The organism is Nocardioides sp. WJ219 (assembly GCF_058559815.1).
On record NZ_JBZUJV010000001.1, the window covers coordinates 589,579 to 604,225 of the forward strand.

The following is a 14,647-nucleotide window of genomic DNA, read 5'->3' on the forward strand; positions in this document are numbered from 1 at the left end:
CGAGATGCCTCGCAGCCTGAAGAAGGGCCCCTTCGTCGACGACCACCTCCAGAAGAAGGTGGACGCCGAGAACGAGAAGGGCACCCACAACGTCATCAAGACCTGGTCGCGCCGTTCCATGATCACCCCCGACTTCATCGGGCACACGGTCGCGGTCCACGACGGGCGCAAGCACGTCCCGGTCTTCGTCACCGACTCGATGGTCGGCCACAAGCTGGGCGAGTTCGCCCCGACCCGCACCTACCGCGGGCACGTCAAGGAAGACCGGAAGGGGCGTCGTCGCTGATGTCTACCACCGAGCGTCACCGCATCAGCGCCCGTCGCGATTCCCTGCTGGGCGACCAGCCGGGTGCCTTCGCGTCGGCCCGCTTCCAGCGGATCACCCCGATGAAGGCTCGCCGGGTCGTCGACCTGGTCCGCGGCCTCCCCGTCGACGACGCGCTGGCACTGCTCCAGTTCGCGCCGCAGGCCGCCTCCGAGACCGTCTACAAGGTCCTCGAGAGCGCGATCGCCAACGCCGAGACCACCGAGGGGCTCGACGCGGGCAACCTGGTCGTCTCGCAGGCGCTGGTCGACGAGGGACCCACGATGAAGCGCTGGCGCCCCCGCGCCCAGGGCCGGGCCACCCGCATCAACAAGCGGACCAGCCACATCACGCTCGTCGTGCAGCCGGCTGACGTCGCCAACGGCTCTGCCAACTCTAGGAAGGGTGCCTGATGGGCCAGAAGATCAACCCCAACGGCTTCCGCCTGGGGATCAGCACCGACCACAAGTCGCGTTGGTACGCCGACAAGCTCTACAAGAGCTACGTCGGCGAGGACGTCGCCATCCGCAAGCTGCTCTCCAAGGGCATGGAGCGCGCCGGCATCTCCAAGGTGGAGATCGAGCGCACCCGTGACCGCGTGCGGGTCGACATCCACACCGCCCGCCCCGGCATCGTCATCGGTCGCCGCGGCGCCGAGGCCGACCGCATCCGCGGCGAGCTCGAGAAGCTCACCGGCAAGCAGGTCCAGCTCAACATCCTCGAGGTGAAGGCGCCCGAGATGGACGCCCAGCTGGTCGCCCAGGGTGTCGCCGAGCAGCTCGCCGGCCGCGTGCAGTTCCGTCGCGCGATGCGCAAGGCGATGCAGACCACGATGCGCTCGGGTGCCAAGGGCATCCGGATCCAGTGCTCGGGCCGGCTCAACGGCGCCGAGATGTCGCGCACCGAGTTCTACCGCGAGGGCCGCGTCCCGCTGCACACGCTGCGTGCCGACATCGACTACGGCTTCTACGAGGCCAAGACGACCTTCGGCCGGATCGGCGTCAAGGTCTGGATCTACAAGGGCGAGGTCGCCGGCACCCGTGCCGAGCGTCAGGCCCAGGCCGCTGCCCGCGCCGGTGTCCCCGGCCGCGGCGGCAGCAACCGCCCGCAGCGCGGCGGCGAGCGCCCGAGCCGTGGCTCGCGCCCGACCCGTGGCGACCGCACCGACGCACCCAGCGAGACCGAGGCGCCCGCCGGCGGCAACACCGCCCTGGCGACGCCGTCGGCCGAGACCCCCGGTCAGGAGGGCTGACCCATGTTGATGCCTCGTCGCGTCAAGCACCGCAAGCAGCACCACCCCACCCGCCGCGGCGCCGCCAAGGGCGGCACCACCCTGGCCTTCGGTGACTTCGGGATCCAGGCGCTGGAGGGTCACTACGTGACCAACCGGCAGATCGAGTCCGCTCGTATCGCCATGACCCGGCACATCAAGCGTGGCGGCAAGGTGTGGATCAACATCTACCCCGACCGCCCGCTGACCAAGAAGCCCGCCGAGACCCGCATGGGTTCCGGCAAGGGCTCGCCCGAGTGGTGGGTCGCCAACGTCAAGCCCGGCCGCGTCATGTTCGAGCTGTCCGGTGTCACCGAGGAGGTCGCCCGCGAGGCGATGCGTCGGGCCATCCACAAGCTCCCCATGAAGTGCCGCTTCATCACCCGAGAGGCCGGTGAGTTCTGATGGCCCGCGAGACCCAGGCCCACGAGCTCGACGAGCTCAACGACATCGACCTCGAGGCCAAGCTGCGCGAGTCCAAGGAGGAGCTGTTCAACCTGCGCTTCCAGGCCGCGACCGGCCAGCTCGAGAGCCACGGCCGCTTGCGGTCGGTCAAGAAGGACATCGCCCGGATCTACACCGTGGTGCGTGAGCGCGAGCTCGGCATCCGGACCGCGCCGGGCACGAAGGACGAGGCAACCGCATGAGCACCGACAACACGGCCGGCACCACCACCGGCACCACCAACGGCACCGCGCGCAACGCCCGCAAGACCCGTGAGGGCCTGGTCGTCAGCGACAAGATGGACAAGACCGTCGTGGTCGAGGTCGAGGACCGCGTCAAGCACGCGCTCTACGGCAAGGTCATGCGCCGCACCAGCCGGCTCAAGGCCCACGACGAGAACAACGAGTGCGGCACCGGCGACCGGGTCCTGATCATGGAGACCCGTCCGCTGTCGGCCACCAAGCGTTGGCGTCTCGTCCAGGTCCTCGAGAAGGCCAAGTGACCCCTCGCCCGCGCGGCGAGATCAACCACATCGGTTCGGCAAGGCTCGACCCCCGCCCCCGGCGGAGCGGATCGAGAACCAGCTCGACAAGGAGAGAAAAGTGATTCAGCAGGAGTCGCGACTCAAGGTCGCCGACAACACGGGTGCCAAGGAGATCCTCTGCATCCGCGTGCTCGGCGGCTCGGGTCGGCGCTACGCCGGCATCGGTGACGTCATCGTGGCCACGGTCAAGGACGCCATCCCGGGCGGCAACGTCAAGAAGGGCGACGTCGTCAAGGCCGTCATCGTGCGGACCGTCAAGGAGCGCCGTCGCGCCGACGGGTCCTACATCCGCTTCGACGAGAACGCCGCCGTCATCCTCAAGGCAGACGGCGAGCCGCGCGGCACCCGCATCTTCGGCCCGGTGGGTCGCGAGCTGCGCGAGAAGCGCTTCATGAAGATCATCTCGCTCGCCCCGGAGGTGCTGTGATGGCGGACAAGAAGGCCCCCAAGGTCGACATCAAGAAGGGTGACACCGTCAAGGTGATCGCCGGCAAGGACAAGGGCGCCGAGGGCAAGGTCATCAAGGTGCTCCGCGAGGAGCAGCGCGTGATCGTCGAGGGCGTCAACCGGATCAAGCGGCACACCAAGGTCGTCAACCAGGGCGGCCGCGCCGGCAACACCGGCGGCATCATCACCACCGAGGCCCCGATCCACGTGTCCAACGTGATGCTCGTCGAGGGCGACGGTGTGACCCGCATCGGCTTCCGCCGCGAAGAGGTCACCAAGCGCCGTCCCGACGGCTCGACCTACCTCGGCACGCGCAGCGTGCGTATCTCGCGCAAGACCGGCAAGGAGATCTGATGACCACCGACACCGCCGAGGCGACCGTGGCCGAGAAGGTCACCCCGCGCCTGAAGACCCGCTACCGCGAGGAGATCGTGCCGGCGCTCGTCGCCGAGTTCGACATCGCCAACGTCATGCAGGTGCCCGGCCTGACCAAGATCGTGGTCAACATGGGTGTCGGCGAGGCCGCACGCGACTCCAAGCTCATCGACGGCGCGATCCGCGACCTCACCGCGATCACCGGCCAGAAGCCGGCCGTGACCAAGGCCCGCAAGTCCATCGCCCAGTTCAAGCTGCGCGAGGGCATGCCGATCGGCACCCACGTCACCCTGCGCGGCGACCGGATGTGGGAGTTCCTCGACCGCCTCCTGTCGATCGCCCTGCCCCGCATCCGCGACTTCCGTGGTCTCAACCCGGGCCAGTTCGACGGCAACGGCAACTACACCTTCGGCCTCAACGAGCAGGTCATGTTCCACGAGATCGACCAGGACAAGGTCGACCGCCAGCGAGGCATGGACATCACCATCGTGACGACCGCCACCGACAACGACCAGGGACGCGCGCTGCTCAAGCAGCTCGGCTTCCCCTTCAAGGAGAACTGAGCCATGGCGAAGACTGCCCTTCGAGTCAAGGCGGCCCGCAAGCCGAAGTTCGCGGTCCGGGGCTACACCCGGTGCCAGCGCTGCGGCCGTCCCAAGGCCGTCTACCGCAAGTTCGGCCTGTGCCGGATCTGCCTGCGCGAGATGGCCCACCGCGGTGAGCTGCCCGGCGTGACCAAGTCCTCCTGGTGAGCACCACCATCCACAACCGCTGAAGGTCGTCGGTCCTGCGGGACGGGCGAAACCACAGAAGAGAGAGAACAACCTTCCATGACGATGACCGACCCGATCGCAGACATGCTGACCCGTCTGCGCAACGCCAACCAGGCGTTCCACGACGACGTCTCCATGCCTTACAGCAAGCTCAAGCAGGGCGTCGCCGAGATCCTCAAGCAGGAGGGCTACATCGCCGGCTTCGAGGTGACCGACAACGAGGGCGTGGGCCAGACGCTCACCCTCACGCTCAAGTACGGCCGCAACCGCGAGCGCTCGCTCGCCGGCCTGCGCCGCATCAGCAAGCCCGGTCTGCGGGTCTACGCCAAGCACACGGGCCTGCCCAAGGTGCTCGGCGGACTCGGCGTGGCGATCATCTCGACCAGCCAGGGCCTGCTCACCGACCGCCAGGCCAACCAGAAGGGCGTGGGCGGAGAAGTCCTCGCCTACGTCTGGTGACCCGAGACCGAGACAAGGAGAACTGACAACATGTCGCGCATTGGCAAGCTCCCCGTCACGGTCCCGTCCGGGGTCGAGGTGGCGATCGACGGCCAGCTGGTGACCGTGAAGGGCCCCAAGGGGACCCTGAGCCACACCGTCGCCGAGCCCATCACGGTCGAGCGGAACGACGACGTCCTCGACGTCAAGCGTCCCGACGAGCACCGCATCAGCAAGTCGCTCCACGGCCTGAGCCGCACGCTCATCAACAACATGGTCGTCGGCGTCACCGACGGCTACGAGAAGAAGCTCGAGATCGTCGGCGTCGGCTACCGCGTGCTGTCCAAGGGGCCGACCCAGCTGGAGTTCCAGCTCGGCTACTCGCACTCGATCGTCTTCGACGCCCCTGAGGGCATCACCTTCACCGTCGACGGTCCGACCCGCCTCGGCGTGGCCGGCATCGACAAGCAGCTGGTCGGCGAGACCGCCGCCAACATCCGCAAGCTTCGCAAGCCCGAGCCGTACAAGGGCAAGGGCGTCCGGTACTCCGGCGAGCACATCCGCCGCAAGGTCGGAAAGGCTGGTAAGTAGTCCATGGCCGTCAAGATCAAGCAGCAGAAGCACGCCTCCAAGCGTCTTCAGTCGCGGCTCAAGCGCCAGGTGCGTGGCCGCAAGAAGCTGAGCGGCACCGCCGAGCGTCCGCGCCTGGTGGTCACCCGCTCCAGCAAGCACATCTTCGTCCAGGTCGTCGACGACCTGGTCGGCAAGACGCTGGCCTCGGCCTCGACCATGGAGGCCGACCTGCGCGGCCTCGAGGGTGACAAGAGCGCCAAGGCGACCCGGGTCGGTGAGCTCGTGGCCGAGCGCGCCAAGGCCCAGGGCGTCGATTCCGTGGTCTTCGACCGCGCCGGCAACAAGTACCACGGCCGGATCGCGGCCCTGGCGGACGGGGCCCGCTCCGGCGGGCTCGTGTTCTAGGCCAGCGACCAACACGAACAGGGAGTAGAGACTCATGAGTGGACCCCAGCGCGGACAGCGTGGCGGCGGCGACCGTCAGGGCCGCGGCCGCGACGGCGGTCGTGGTCAGGGCGCCGAGAAGAGCCAGTACCTCGAGCGCGTCGTCGCGATCAACCGCGTCGCCAAGGTCGTCAAGGGTGGTCGGCGCTTCAGCTTCACCGCCCTGGTGGTCGTCGGCGACGGCGACGGGATGGTCGGCGTCGGCTACGGCAAGGCCAAGGAGGTGCCCGCGGCGATCGCCAAGGGTGTCGAGGAGGCCAAGAAGGCCTTCTTCCGGGTCCCCCGGATCCAGGGCACCATCCCGCACCCCGTGCAGGGCGAGAAGGCGGCCGGCGTCGTGTTCCTGCGGCCCGCCTCGCCCGGTACCGGCGTCATCGCCGGTGGCCCGGTGCGAGCGGTCCTGGAGTGCGCCGGCATCCACGACGTGCTGAGCAAGTCGCTCGGCTCGTCCAACCAGATCAACATCGTGCACGCGACCGTCGAGGCGCTGCGGATGCTCGAGCAGCCGGAGGCCGTGGCCGCCCGCCGCGGTCTGCCCGTCGAGCACGTCGCCCCGGCGGCGCTGCTCAAGGCCCAGGCCGAGGGTCGCGTCGAGGCGGCCGAGGCCGCTGCCGCGGGGGGGAACCACTGATGGCGCAGCTCAAGGTCCAGCAGATGAAGTCCACCATCGGTCGCAAGGCCAACCAGCGCGACACCATGCGTTCGCTCGGTCTCAAGCGCATCGGTGACGTGGTCGTCAAGGAGGACCGCCCGGAGATCCGGGGCATGGTCCACACCGTCCGTCACCTGGTGACGGTCGAGGAGGTCGAGTGACATGACGCTCAAGCTGCACCACCTGCGCCCCGCACCGGGCGCCAAGAAGGCCAAGACCCGCGTCGGACGCGGCGAGGGCTCCAAGGGCAAGACCGCGGGTCGCGGCACCAAGGGCACCAAGGCCCGCTACCAGGTGTCCGTCGGCTTCGAGGGTGGCCAGACCCCGATCCACATGCGGCTCCCGAAGCTCAAGGGCTTCAAGAACCCGTTCAAGGTCGAGTTCCAGGTCGTCAACCTCGACAAGCTCGGCGCGCTCTTCCCCGAGGGCGGCGAGGTCACCGTCGACGCCCTGGTCGCCAAGGGCGCCGTTCGTGCCGGTCACCCGGTCAAGGTGCTCGGCCAGGGCACCGTCTCGGTGCCCGTCACGGTCACCGCCCAGGCGTTCTCGGCCTCGGCCAAGGAGAAGATCGAGGCCGCCGGCGGCTCGGTCACCGTCGCCTGACCCATCCGTACGTCGTGCGAAGGGGCGTTCCCGTCGAATAGGGAACGCCCCTTCGTCGCCTGTTAGGCTTCCCCAGGCCCTGTGCTCCTGCTCGGGCGTGCCCAGTCACGGCCGCCGTTCTGGGCCCTCATCTGCTGGAGAAAGAGGACACGTGCTCACCGCGTTCGCGAACGCCTTCCGAACCCCGGACCTGCGCAAGAAGCTGCTCTTCGTCCTGGCGATCATCGTGATCTTCCGTGCCGGGTCGCAGATCCCCGCCCCGGGCGTCAACGTCAGCAACGTCCAGCAGTGCCTCGACAACGGCAGCAATGATCAGGGCGTCTACCAGCTCATCAACCTGTTCTCCGGTGGCGCGCTGCTCCAGCTGACGATCTTCGCGCTGGGGATCATGCCGTACATCACCGCCAGCATCATCCTGCAGCTGCTCGTCGTGGTCATCCCACGGCTCGAGGCGCTGAAGAAGGAGGGCCAGGCAGGCCAGACCAAGATCACGCAGTACACCCGCTACCTGACGCTGGGCCTCGCGGTCCTCCAGGCCACGGGCATCGTCGCGCTGGCGCGCTCGGGCAACCTGCTGCAGTGCGAGCTGCCCCTGCTGCACGCCCAGGGCGACGGCAGCGAGGCAGGTCTGGCCACCTTCATCGTCATGGTGGTCACGATGACCGCCGGCACCGCCGTGATCATGTGGTTCGGCGAGCTGATCACCGAGCGCGGCGTCGGCAACGGCATGTCGATCCTGATCTTCTGCCAGGTCGTGGCGACCTTCCCGACCGCCCTGTGGGCCGTCGGCAAGACCCAGGGCTGGTGGACCTTCGCCGTGGTGATCGCGGTCGGCATGGTCATCGTCGCCGCCGTCATCTTCATCGAGCAGGCGCAGCGACGCATCCCGGTGCAGTACGCCCGCCGCATGGTCGGCCGCAAGATGTTCGGCGGCAGCTCGACCTACATCCCGCTCAAGGTCAACCAGGCCGGCATCATCCCGGTCATCTTCGCCTCCTCGCTGCTCTACCTGCCGGCGATGGCGGTCCAGTTCAACCAGGGCAACACCAACCCGCCGGGCTGGGTGAACCTCCTCAACGACTACTTCGTCACGGGCGACCACCCGTTCTACATGGCGACGTACTTCGCGCTGATCATCTTCTTCACCTACTTCTACGTCTCGATCACCTTCAACCCCCAAGAGGTGGCCGACAACATGAAGAAGTACGGCGGCTTCATCCCCGGGATCCGGGCGGGCAAGCCGACCGAGGACTACCTGTCCTACGTCCTGTCCCGCATCACGCTGCCCGGCGCCCTCTACCTCGGCATCATCTCCCTGATCCCGCTGATCGCGATCGTGCTGATCGACGCCAACCAGAGCTTCCCGTTCGGTGGCACGTCGATCCTGATCATGGTCGGCGTCGCGCTGGACACGGTGAAGCAGATCGAGAGCCAGCTCCAGCAGCGCAACTACGAAGGATTCCTCCGTTAATGCGCCTCATCCTGATGGGCCCTCCGGGCGCCGGCAAGGGGACCCAGGCCACCACGGTGGCCGAGCACTTCGGCATCCCCGCCATCTCCACCGGTGACATCTTCCGGGCCAACGTGTCGCAGGGCACCGAGCTCGGCCTCGAGGCCAAGCGCTTCATGGACGCCGGTGACTACGTGCCCGACGAGATCACCAACAAGATGGTGCGCAACCGCATCGACGAGCCGGACGCCGAGCCCGGCTTCCTGCTCGACGGCTACCCGCGCACGCCGGCCCAGGTCTCCGAGCTCGACGGGATGATCTCCTTCACCGGTCACAAGCTCGACGCGGCCGTGGTGCTCACCGTCGACTCCGACGAGCTGGTCGCGCGCCTGCTGCAGCGGGCCCAGACCGAGGGTCGCGCCGACGACACCGAGGACGTCATCCGCAAGCGCCAGGACCTCTACGTCGAGCAGACCGAGCCGCTGATCGACCTCTACCGCGCCCGCGGCATCCTGGTCGAGGTCGACGGGATGGGCACGGTCGACGAGGTCACCGCGCGCATCTTCGCCGCGCTCGACATCTGGCCCCAGAGCTGACCCGGTGGGGTGGCGCGACCGTGGGCTCGAGGTCAAGACCCCCGAGCAGGTCGCGGCGATGCGCCGCGCCGGGCTCGTGGTCGGGCGCACCCTCGAGCTGCTCACCGACCTCGCCCGGCCGGGCCTGACCACCGCTGAGCTCGACGCCGCCGCCGAGAAGCACATCCGCCATCTCGGCGCCGTGCCGTCGTTCCTCGGCTACCACGGCTTCACCGGCTCGATCTGCGTCTCGGTCAACGAGGAGGTCGTCCACGGCATGCCCGGGTCCCGGGTGCTCGCCGAGGGCGACCTGGTCTCGATCGACTGCGGCGCGATCGTCGCCGACGAGGCCGGGCAGGGCTGGCACGGTGACGCGGCGACGACGATCGCCCTCGGCGACGTGCCCGACGATGTCCGCGGCCTGATGACGGTCACGGAGGAGGCGATGTGGCGCGGGATCGCGGCCGCGGCCCCCGACGGCCGGGTCACCGACATCTCCCACGCCGTTGAGACCCACGTGCGGGCCACCGGCGCCTACGGGGTCGTCGAGGACTACACCGGGCATGGCATCGGTACCGAGATGCACCTGCCGCCCGACGTGCCCAACTACGGCAAGCCGGGTCGCGGCCCGCGGCTGGTGCCCGGTCTCGCGCTCGCCGTCGAACCGATGGTCACCCTCGGCAGCCCCGAGACCGACGTGCTGGCCGACGACTGGACCGTCGTCACCCGCGACGGCGCCTGGGCCGCCCACTCCGAGCACACCTTCACCCTGACCCCCGACGGCGGCACCTGGGTGCTGACCGCCCTCGACGGCGGCCGCTCGGTCCTGGAGTCGCTCGGCGTCCGCTACGGCGGCGACTGACCCCCCGCTCCGAGTGAGCGCGCGCTCACCCGTCGCATCCATGCGACGGGTCAGCGTCGGATCGGCGGTGACCCGTCGCAACGATGCGACGGGTCAGCGTCAGGCGGAGGCGCGGTCCTGCTCCTGGACCTGGGCGGCGGCGGTGCGGGCGGCGTCGTCGAGGGCCTCGGCGGCCTGACGGAGCGCGACGACGTGCAGGGCCGACCACTCGCTCTCGAAGCGGTTGCGGTCCTGGCCGACCCACTCGGTGGCGGAGAGGCCGCTGGTCAGCCGCGCCTCGAGGGCCCGGACCCGGTCGGCGACGTCGGCCATCCGGCCGGCGAGGGCCATCACGCTCTCGGTGTCCATCCCGCGGATCACGACGCCACCTCCTGCCCGGTGGCGGACGCGGCGAGGGCGCGGACCCGCTCGGTGAGGGAGTCGACCGTCTCGGCCGTGGCCCAGGCCCGTTGCGAGCCGGGACTCGAGCGCACCGACCACGACCCGAGCGGGCCGCTGAACAGCCCGGTCAGGTCGGGCCGCTCGACGGGTGTCCCGGGCTCGCGCGTCACCACGAGCACGTCGGCGCGCACGTAGGCCTGCCCGAGCCGCTCGACCAGCTCGCTCGGCGCCTCGGAGTCGGGGGCGACGGCCAGCTCGACGTCGTCGCCGGCGCCGTCGGCGGCCTCGGGGTGGACGACGGCTGCGACCAGCAGGTCGGGCAGGTCACGGGCGTGGCCGAGGGCGAACCGGTGCAGCCCGTCGGTGCCGACCTCCTCGAGCAGGACGACGTCCTCGACGACGTGGGCGTACCAGAAGTCCTGCGCCGACGACGTCGTCCGCCCGACCGCGACCACCGCCGAGGCGCTCTGGCGCAGCGTGAGCGCGGACAGGACGTCGTTGCGGACCCGCAGGTCGACGCCGACGTCGCCGGCCGCGGTGGCCTCCAGCGCCCGGGCGACGGCCTCCGGCTCGGGTGGGTCGACGATGCCGCGCGCCACCAGGCTGCGGAACGCCGTGCGTCGTACGACGTCGCGCTCGGCCGCCGGCACGGCGTCGAGCACCGGTGCCACGACGACACCCTGGCTCGGCACCAGCACGGAGACCTCCTCGTCGGTGAGGACCTCGAGCGCGATGGTCTGCACCTCGCCGGCCGGCTCGCGGGTGCCCTTGTGGTCGTCGTAGCCGATCTGCGTGCTCATGCTCCTGCTCCTGCCGGTCGTGCGCCGCCGAGCAGGCCGCGGGCCCACCCGATCGCCGACTCGTAGCCGTTGCCGATGCCCTCCCACGCGCGCCCGGCGGTGTCGCCGATCGCGGTGGTGACCCGCGACGCGGTGTCGCGGATGGTGCCCCAGTTGTCGTAGACGTAGTTGCCGGCGCTCCACACGGCGTAGCCGGCCACCGCGACGGCCGCGACCGTCGCGGTCACGGGGGCCGAGGCGACCAGCGCCGCACCGCCGAGGAGCAGGGTCGCCGCCCCGGCGGCGCCGGCCAGGCCGAAGCCCCGGGTCGCCCACCCGCGCCACCCGTCGTACCCGCCGCCGGTGAAGACGTCGACGACACCGGTCAGGGCGGTCAGCGGCAGGAAGGCGCGCCCGGCCAGCCTCCCGACCGCGGGCAGCCCCAGCTTGCCCAGGAAGCCCCCGGCCTTGGTGCCCTGCATGAAGACCTTGAGCGCCTGGGCGACCTTGACGTAGCTGAGCGTCTGCCCGAGGTGCCGCGCGTGGAGCAGCCGCAGGAAGTCGACGAGCGCCTTGGCCTTGAGGGCGGCGGTGACCGGCTTCATCAGGAAGTTCTTGATCGTGTTGGCGTCGGCGAGGAACCGCAGCAGCCCGTAGCCCGCGGCCGCACCGGCCGCCCCGCCGCTCCCGCTGGCCTGCTCCTGCTCCTGGGCGTTCTGGGAGAGCAGCCGGCCGGCGGTGGCCAGCGCGTCGCTGACGCCGACCATGCGCTCCTGGGCGAACGTGCCCCACTCGGTCTTGCAGCGCTCGGCGTCGGGCCCCTGCCAGTCGCGTGCGGCCTCGATCGAGGCGGCGAGCTGGGCGCTCAGGTCGCGCAGCTCCTGTGCGCCGTTGTCGAAGTCGGCGGCGAGCCGCTCGAGCGCCTCGACGTCGGCGCCGATGAGTCCGGCCATGGCCCCTCCTGCTGTCCCGGTCGCACGCGGCCTGCTGCGACGTGGCAGCACGCTAGGGCGGCGCCGGGCCGCGCGTCACTGCCCCGCGTGCCGGAGACTTCCGGATCGTCGCGGGTGCGTCAGTCGACGCAGTCCTCGGTGTACGGCGACGCGTCGGAGCCGCGGATCAACCGCACCTGCACGCACACCCGCCCGGGTGCCCGGACGACCACCCGTGCGTCGGTGATGCGGTCGCCCTCGCCGGTGTCGGTACGCCGCCACTCCCACGAGTCGCCGGGTCGCACGCGGTCTGCCGAGCGCCAGGTGAAGGTGACGCGGTCACCCTGCCGACGGCCCTGGACCTCGGGCGGGAGCTGGGGCCCGCCCTGCTCGACCGGCGCGGGTGTCCGGGTGGAGGAGTCGACGGCGGGCGGCGGCTCCTCCTCGCCGCCACCGCGGACGGCGAGCACCACCACCACGGCGGCCACGGCGAGCGCGCCGAGCAGCGCCCACACGACCGCCGCCGTGCGGGAGGTCCGCTCCGGCGTCCGGCCCGACGTCACCTCCGACTCGATCCGGGCCGCGCGCGGACCGGACGCCGGGATCACGGTGGCCGGCTTGACGTACGTCGCGTCCGTGTCGAGGGCGGCACCACCACCGGCACCACCACCGGCGCCGTCGTCGGCGACCACCGGTCGGTCGCCCTCGACCGCGATCGGCGTCCGCGCGTAGCCGGCCTGGCTCTCGATCCGCTGCAGCGCCCGGGCGAGCTCGATGGCCGAGCCCGGCCGGTGCTCGGGGCGCTTGGCCAGGCACTGCGCGAGCAGCGCCTCGAGGGCGGGCGGCACGTCGGGCCGGCCCGTGGGCGGGGCGGGGGAGTGCAGGATCCGCGCGGTGAGCGCCCGGGGCGTGTTGTCGCCGTGCAGGACGGCGAACGGCGACCGCCCGGTGAGCAGGTTCCAGATGGTGGCGCCGAGGGAGTAGACGTCGCTGACGACCGACCCGTTGGACCGCCCGTCGAGCAGCTCGGGCGGTGACCACGGGTAGGAGATGCGGACCTCGTCGTCGGAGCCGACCTCGTGCAGGTAGCCGGCGATTCCGAAGTCGGTCAGTGCCGGCTCGTGGTAGGTCGTCACCAGGACGTTGCTGGGCTTGATGTCGCGGTGCACGATGCCGGCCCGGTGGGCGGTCTCGACCGCGCTCGCGAGCTTGATGCCGGTGCTCACGGCGTCGGCGACGGCCATCGGCGACTGGCGGACCCGCACCCCGAGGTCGGGCGGTGGGCAGTAGCGCATCACCAGGTAGGGACGCGCGCCGTCGCGGCCCCCGGCGCCGGGCGTCATCCCGGCCGTGATCACCGAGACGATGTAGGGGTGGTCGGCCAGCGTGGCCATGGCGTTGGCCTCGGCGGCGAACAGGCCCTTCTCACGCTCGGTCAGGGCGACGTCGGGGCGCACCACCTTGACCGCCACCCGCTGCTGCGGCCACTGCTGCTCGTAGAGGAACACGTCGGCGAACCCGCCGCTGCCCAGGTGCTGCAGGAACGTGTAGCCCGGGATCTGCGGAGCCCCGCTCATCGGTCGACCTCGTAGACGATCTCGTAGCTGTCGGCCAGGTCGAGCACCTGCCCGGGTTCCCAGACGTAGGCCTCGTGGCCCCGGATCCGCTGCGGCGGCCGGCCGGCGACGCGCAGCGTCGTACCGCCGCGCGAGCCGAGGTCGGTGGCCAGCACGAGCCACCCGTCGAGCTCGATGGCCAGGTGGGAGCGCGAGACGTACGTCGCGTCGGGGGGCAGGCGCACCAGGTGCGGCCACGACGACCCACCCGGCACGGCGGCCGGCTGGCGGCCGAGGACGACGCCGCGGTCGAGCGGCACCCGCTCGCCGTCGGGCAGGTGCAGGGTGCCGAGCCGGGGACGTGGCATCCGGTGCGGCTCCTGGGCGGCGACCGGCTCGTCGCAGACCCGGCACCGCGGGCTGTAGGCGGCGGTGACGTGGCCGGCCGGGCAGTGCACGGCCAGCACCGTGTCGCTGGTCGGGTGCTGCAGGTGCGCCGCGGACGGCGGTCCGGCGTGCGGGTCGACGAGGGCCTCCGGCGGCTGCGGCGGCGCGTCCGGCGGCGGGGGACCGGCCGGGGCGACCTGCGCGGGCGTGGGGCGGTAGGTCGTGTGGCCGTCGTGGTCGGACCCACCGCCCGGGGGAGCGGGGGCCGGCGGGAGAGCCGGCGCGGCCGGCGGGGTCGGCGGGGCCGGCGGGGCCGGCGGGGCCGGCGGGGCCGACGGCCTCGCGGCCAGGAGTTCGGGCGGGATGCCGTCGATCAGCCCGGTCGCCGGCGCCGGCGTCACGCCGCGGGCGGGGGCAGCGGGAACGGCGGGTGCGGCGGCCACCGCAGGGCGCAGCCGCACCGCCGAGGCGGGGACGACCCCGCCGACCAGCGGCCGGCCGGTCTCGGCGGCGGGCTCGGAGCCGTCGAGCGTCAGCGTGTGGACGCCGTCCAACGACGTGTGGCGACCGCCGCCGCGGGCCACCGACGTCTCGGCGCCCAGGGTCAGGTCGACCAGCACCAGCGCGGCGTCGGCGCCGCACGCGGCCGTCGCGGCGGCGAGGATCGCGGCGCCGTCGGGGCGGGGCCCGGTGAGCAGCGCCCACAGGCCGGCCACCGCCTCGGGCCCGGGATCGTGGTCGAGCAGCAGCCAACGTGCTCCCGCGCCGACGACGAGACCGCCGCCGGGGGTGTACGTCGCCTGCACCCCGGCATTGTCCACCGGGGGCACCGGGTTGGCGCAGCCCGGTCGTCCGCTC

24 protein-coding genes are annotated in these 14,647 nt (G+C 71.2%); 19 read left to right on the forward strand and 5 right to left on the reverse strand.

What is annotated here, in order from left to right; translation table 11 throughout:
* The first annotated feature begins 4 nt into the window (after positions 1 to 4).
* The 19 genes from rpsS to map all read left to right on the forward strand — a co-directional run bounded on the left by rpsS (position 5) and on the right by map (position 9,754).
* On the forward strand, positions 5 to 286 hold the full coding sequence (gene rpsS / locus AC4MBH_RS02835; protein ID WP_148611388.1) for a 30S ribosomal protein S19: 282 nt from the start codon (positions 5 to 7) through the stop codon (positions 284 to 286).
* The gene (gene rplV / locus AC4MBH_RS02840) at positions 286 to 717 is read left to right on the forward strand and encodes a 50S ribosomal protein L22 (RefSeq protein ID WP_491792820.1); all 432 of its coding nucleotides are present in this window, start codon (positions 286 to 288) and stop codon (positions 715 to 717) included. Before rpsS ends, rplV begins: the two co-directional genes overlap by 1 nt.
* Positions 717 to 1,556, forward strand: coding sequence for a 30S ribosomal protein S3 (gene rpsC / locus AC4MBH_RS02845; RefSeq protein ID WP_491792821.1), 840 nt, complete (start codon positions 717 to 719; stop codon positions 1,554 to 1,556). The genes rplV and rpsC overlap by 1 nt, the downstream gene beginning before the upstream one ends.
* A 3-nt stretch (positions 1,557 to 1,559) precedes the next feature.
* Positions 1,560 to 1,979 carry a 50S ribosomal protein L16 gene (rplP, locus tag AC4MBH_RS02850; RefSeq protein WP_491792822.1) on the forward strand — a complete coding sequence of 140 codons (420 nt, stop codon included), beginning with the start codon at positions 1,560 to 1,562 and terminating at the stop codon, positions 1,977 to 1,979.
* Positions 1,979 to 2,221 carry a 50S ribosomal protein L29 gene (gene rpmC / locus AC4MBH_RS02855; RefSeq protein WP_491792823.1) on the forward strand — a complete coding sequence of 81 codons (243 nt, stop codon included), beginning with the start codon at positions 1,979 to 1,981 and terminating at the stop codon, positions 2,219 to 2,221. The genes rplP and rpmC overlap by 1 nt, the downstream gene beginning before the upstream one ends.
* Positions 2,218 to 2,520: a 30S ribosomal protein S17 gene (rpsQ, locus tag AC4MBH_RS02860; RefSeq protein ID WP_491792824.1), complete on the forward strand. Its 303-nt coding sequence runs from the start codon at positions 2,218 to 2,220 to the stop codon at positions 2,518 to 2,520. Before rpmC ends, rpsQ begins: the two co-directional genes overlap by 4 nt.
* A 100-nt stretch (positions 2,521 to 2,620) precedes the next feature.
* Entirely contained in the window at positions 2,621 to 2,989 is a 369-nt protein-coding gene (rplN, locus tag AC4MBH_RS02865; RefSeq protein WP_010831718.1) for a 50S ribosomal protein L14, read from the forward strand.
* On the forward strand, positions 2,989 to 3,363 hold the full coding sequence (rplX, locus tag AC4MBH_RS02870; RefSeq protein WP_491792825.1) for a 50S ribosomal protein L24: 375 nt from the start codon (positions 2,989 to 2,991) through the stop codon (positions 3,361 to 3,363). Before rplN ends, rplX begins: the two co-directional genes overlap by 1 nt.
* Entirely contained in the window at positions 3,363 to 3,947 is a 585-nt protein-coding gene (rplE, locus tag AC4MBH_RS02875) for a 50S ribosomal protein L5 (protein WP_491792826.1), read from the forward strand. Before rplX ends, rplE begins: the two co-directional genes overlap by 1 nt.
* A gap of 3 nt (positions 3,948 to 3,950) precedes the next feature.
* On the forward strand, positions 3,951 to 4,136 hold the full coding sequence (locus AC4MBH_RS02880; protein ID WP_028636399.1) for a type Z 30S ribosomal protein S14: 186 nt from the start codon (positions 3,951 to 3,953) through the stop codon (positions 4,134 to 4,136).
* 78 nt (positions 4,137 to 4,214) lie between these two features.
* Entirely contained in the window at positions 4,215 to 4,616 is a 402-nt protein-coding gene (gene rpsH / locus AC4MBH_RS02885) for a 30S ribosomal protein S8 (RefSeq protein ID WP_491792827.1), read from the forward strand.
* A gap of 30 nt (positions 4,617 to 4,646) precedes the next feature.
* Positions 4,647 to 5,186 (forward strand): 50S ribosomal protein L6, encoded by a 540-nt coding sequence (gene rplF, locus AC4MBH_RS02890; protein ID WP_491792828.1) that lies wholly within the window; start codon positions 4,647 to 4,649, stop codon positions 5,184 to 5,186.
* 3 nt (positions 5,187 to 5,189) lie between these two features.
* Positions 5,190 to 5,573 carry a 50S ribosomal protein L18 gene (gene rplR, locus AC4MBH_RS02895; RefSeq protein WP_491792829.1) on the forward strand — a complete coding sequence of 128 codons (384 nt, stop codon included), beginning with the start codon at positions 5,190 to 5,192 and terminating at the stop codon, positions 5,571 to 5,573.
* 34 nt (positions 5,574 to 5,607) lie between these two features.
* A complete protein-coding gene (gene rpsE / locus AC4MBH_RS02900; RefSeq protein WP_491792830.1) occupies positions 5,608 to 6,243 on the forward strand; it encodes a 30S ribosomal protein S5 in 636 nt (211 codons plus the stop codon).
* Positions 6,243 to 6,425: a 50S ribosomal protein L30 gene (rpmD, locus tag AC4MBH_RS02905; RefSeq protein WP_491792831.1), complete on the forward strand. Its 183-nt coding sequence runs from the start codon at positions 6,243 to 6,245 to the stop codon at positions 6,423 to 6,425. The genes rpsE and rpmD overlap by 1 nt, the downstream gene beginning before the upstream one ends.
* Before the next feature lies 1 nt (position 6,426).
* On the forward strand, positions 6,427 to 6,867 hold the full coding sequence (gene rplO, locus AC4MBH_RS02910; RefSeq protein ID WP_491792832.1) for a 50S ribosomal protein L15: 441 nt from the start codon (positions 6,427 to 6,429) through the stop codon (positions 6,865 to 6,867).
* Between the two features lie 151 nt (positions 6,868 to 7,018).
* Positions 7,019 to 8,338, forward strand: coding sequence for a preprotein translocase subunit SecY (secY, locus tag AC4MBH_RS02915; protein WP_491792833.1), 1,320 nt, complete (start codon positions 7,019 to 7,021; stop codon positions 8,336 to 8,338).
* Positions 8,338 to 8,913, forward strand: coding sequence for an adenylate kinase (locus tag AC4MBH_RS02920; RefSeq protein ID WP_491792834.1), 576 nt, complete (start codon positions 8,338 to 8,340; stop codon positions 8,911 to 8,913). Before secY ends, AC4MBH_RS02920 begins: the two co-directional genes overlap by 1 nt.
* Positions 8,914 to 8,917: 4 nt before the next feature.
* On the forward strand, positions 8,918 to 9,754 hold the full coding sequence (gene map / locus AC4MBH_RS02925; protein ID WP_491792835.1) for a type I methionyl aminopeptidase: 837 nt from the start codon (positions 8,918 to 8,920) through the stop codon (positions 9,752 to 9,754).
* A 99-nt stretch (positions 9,755 to 9,853) separates the two neighbouring features.
* Here the strand turns inward: map and AC4MBH_RS02930 are convergent, their stop codons facing one another.
* The 5 genes from AC4MBH_RS02930 to AC4MBH_RS02950 all read right to left on the reverse strand — a co-directional run bounded on the left by AC4MBH_RS02930 (position 9,854) and on the right by AC4MBH_RS02950 (position 14,595).
* Positions 9,854 to 10,114 (reverse strand): hypothetical protein, encoded by a 261-nt coding sequence (locus AC4MBH_RS02930; protein WP_491792836.1) that lies wholly within the window; start codon positions 10,112 to 10,114, stop codon positions 9,854 to 9,856.
* Complete coding sequence (locus AC4MBH_RS02935) at positions 10,111 to 10,935, reverse strand: hypothetical protein (protein ID WP_491792837.1); 825 nt, start codon at positions 10,933 to 10,935, stop codon at positions 10,111 to 10,113. Before AC4MBH_RS02935 ends, AC4MBH_RS02930 begins: the two co-directional genes overlap by 4 nt.
* Positions 10,932 to 11,867, reverse strand: coding sequence for a WXG100 family type VII secretion target (locus AC4MBH_RS02940; RefSeq protein ID WP_491792838.1), 936 nt, complete (start codon positions 11,865 to 11,867; stop codon positions 10,932 to 10,934). Before AC4MBH_RS02940 ends, AC4MBH_RS02935 begins: the two co-directional genes overlap by 4 nt.
* 119 nt (positions 11,868 to 11,986) lie before the next feature.
* Positions 11,987 to 13,423, reverse strand: coding sequence for a serine/threonine-protein kinase (locus AC4MBH_RS02945; RefSeq protein WP_491792839.1), 1,437 nt, complete (start codon positions 13,421 to 13,423; stop codon positions 11,987 to 11,989).
* Entirely contained in the window at positions 13,420 to 14,595 is a 1,176-nt protein-coding gene (locus AC4MBH_RS02950; protein WP_491792840.1) for an FHA domain-containing protein, read from the reverse strand. Before AC4MBH_RS02950 ends, AC4MBH_RS02945 begins: the two co-directional genes overlap by 4 nt.
* Positions 14,596 to 14,647 lie beyond the last annotated feature (52 nt).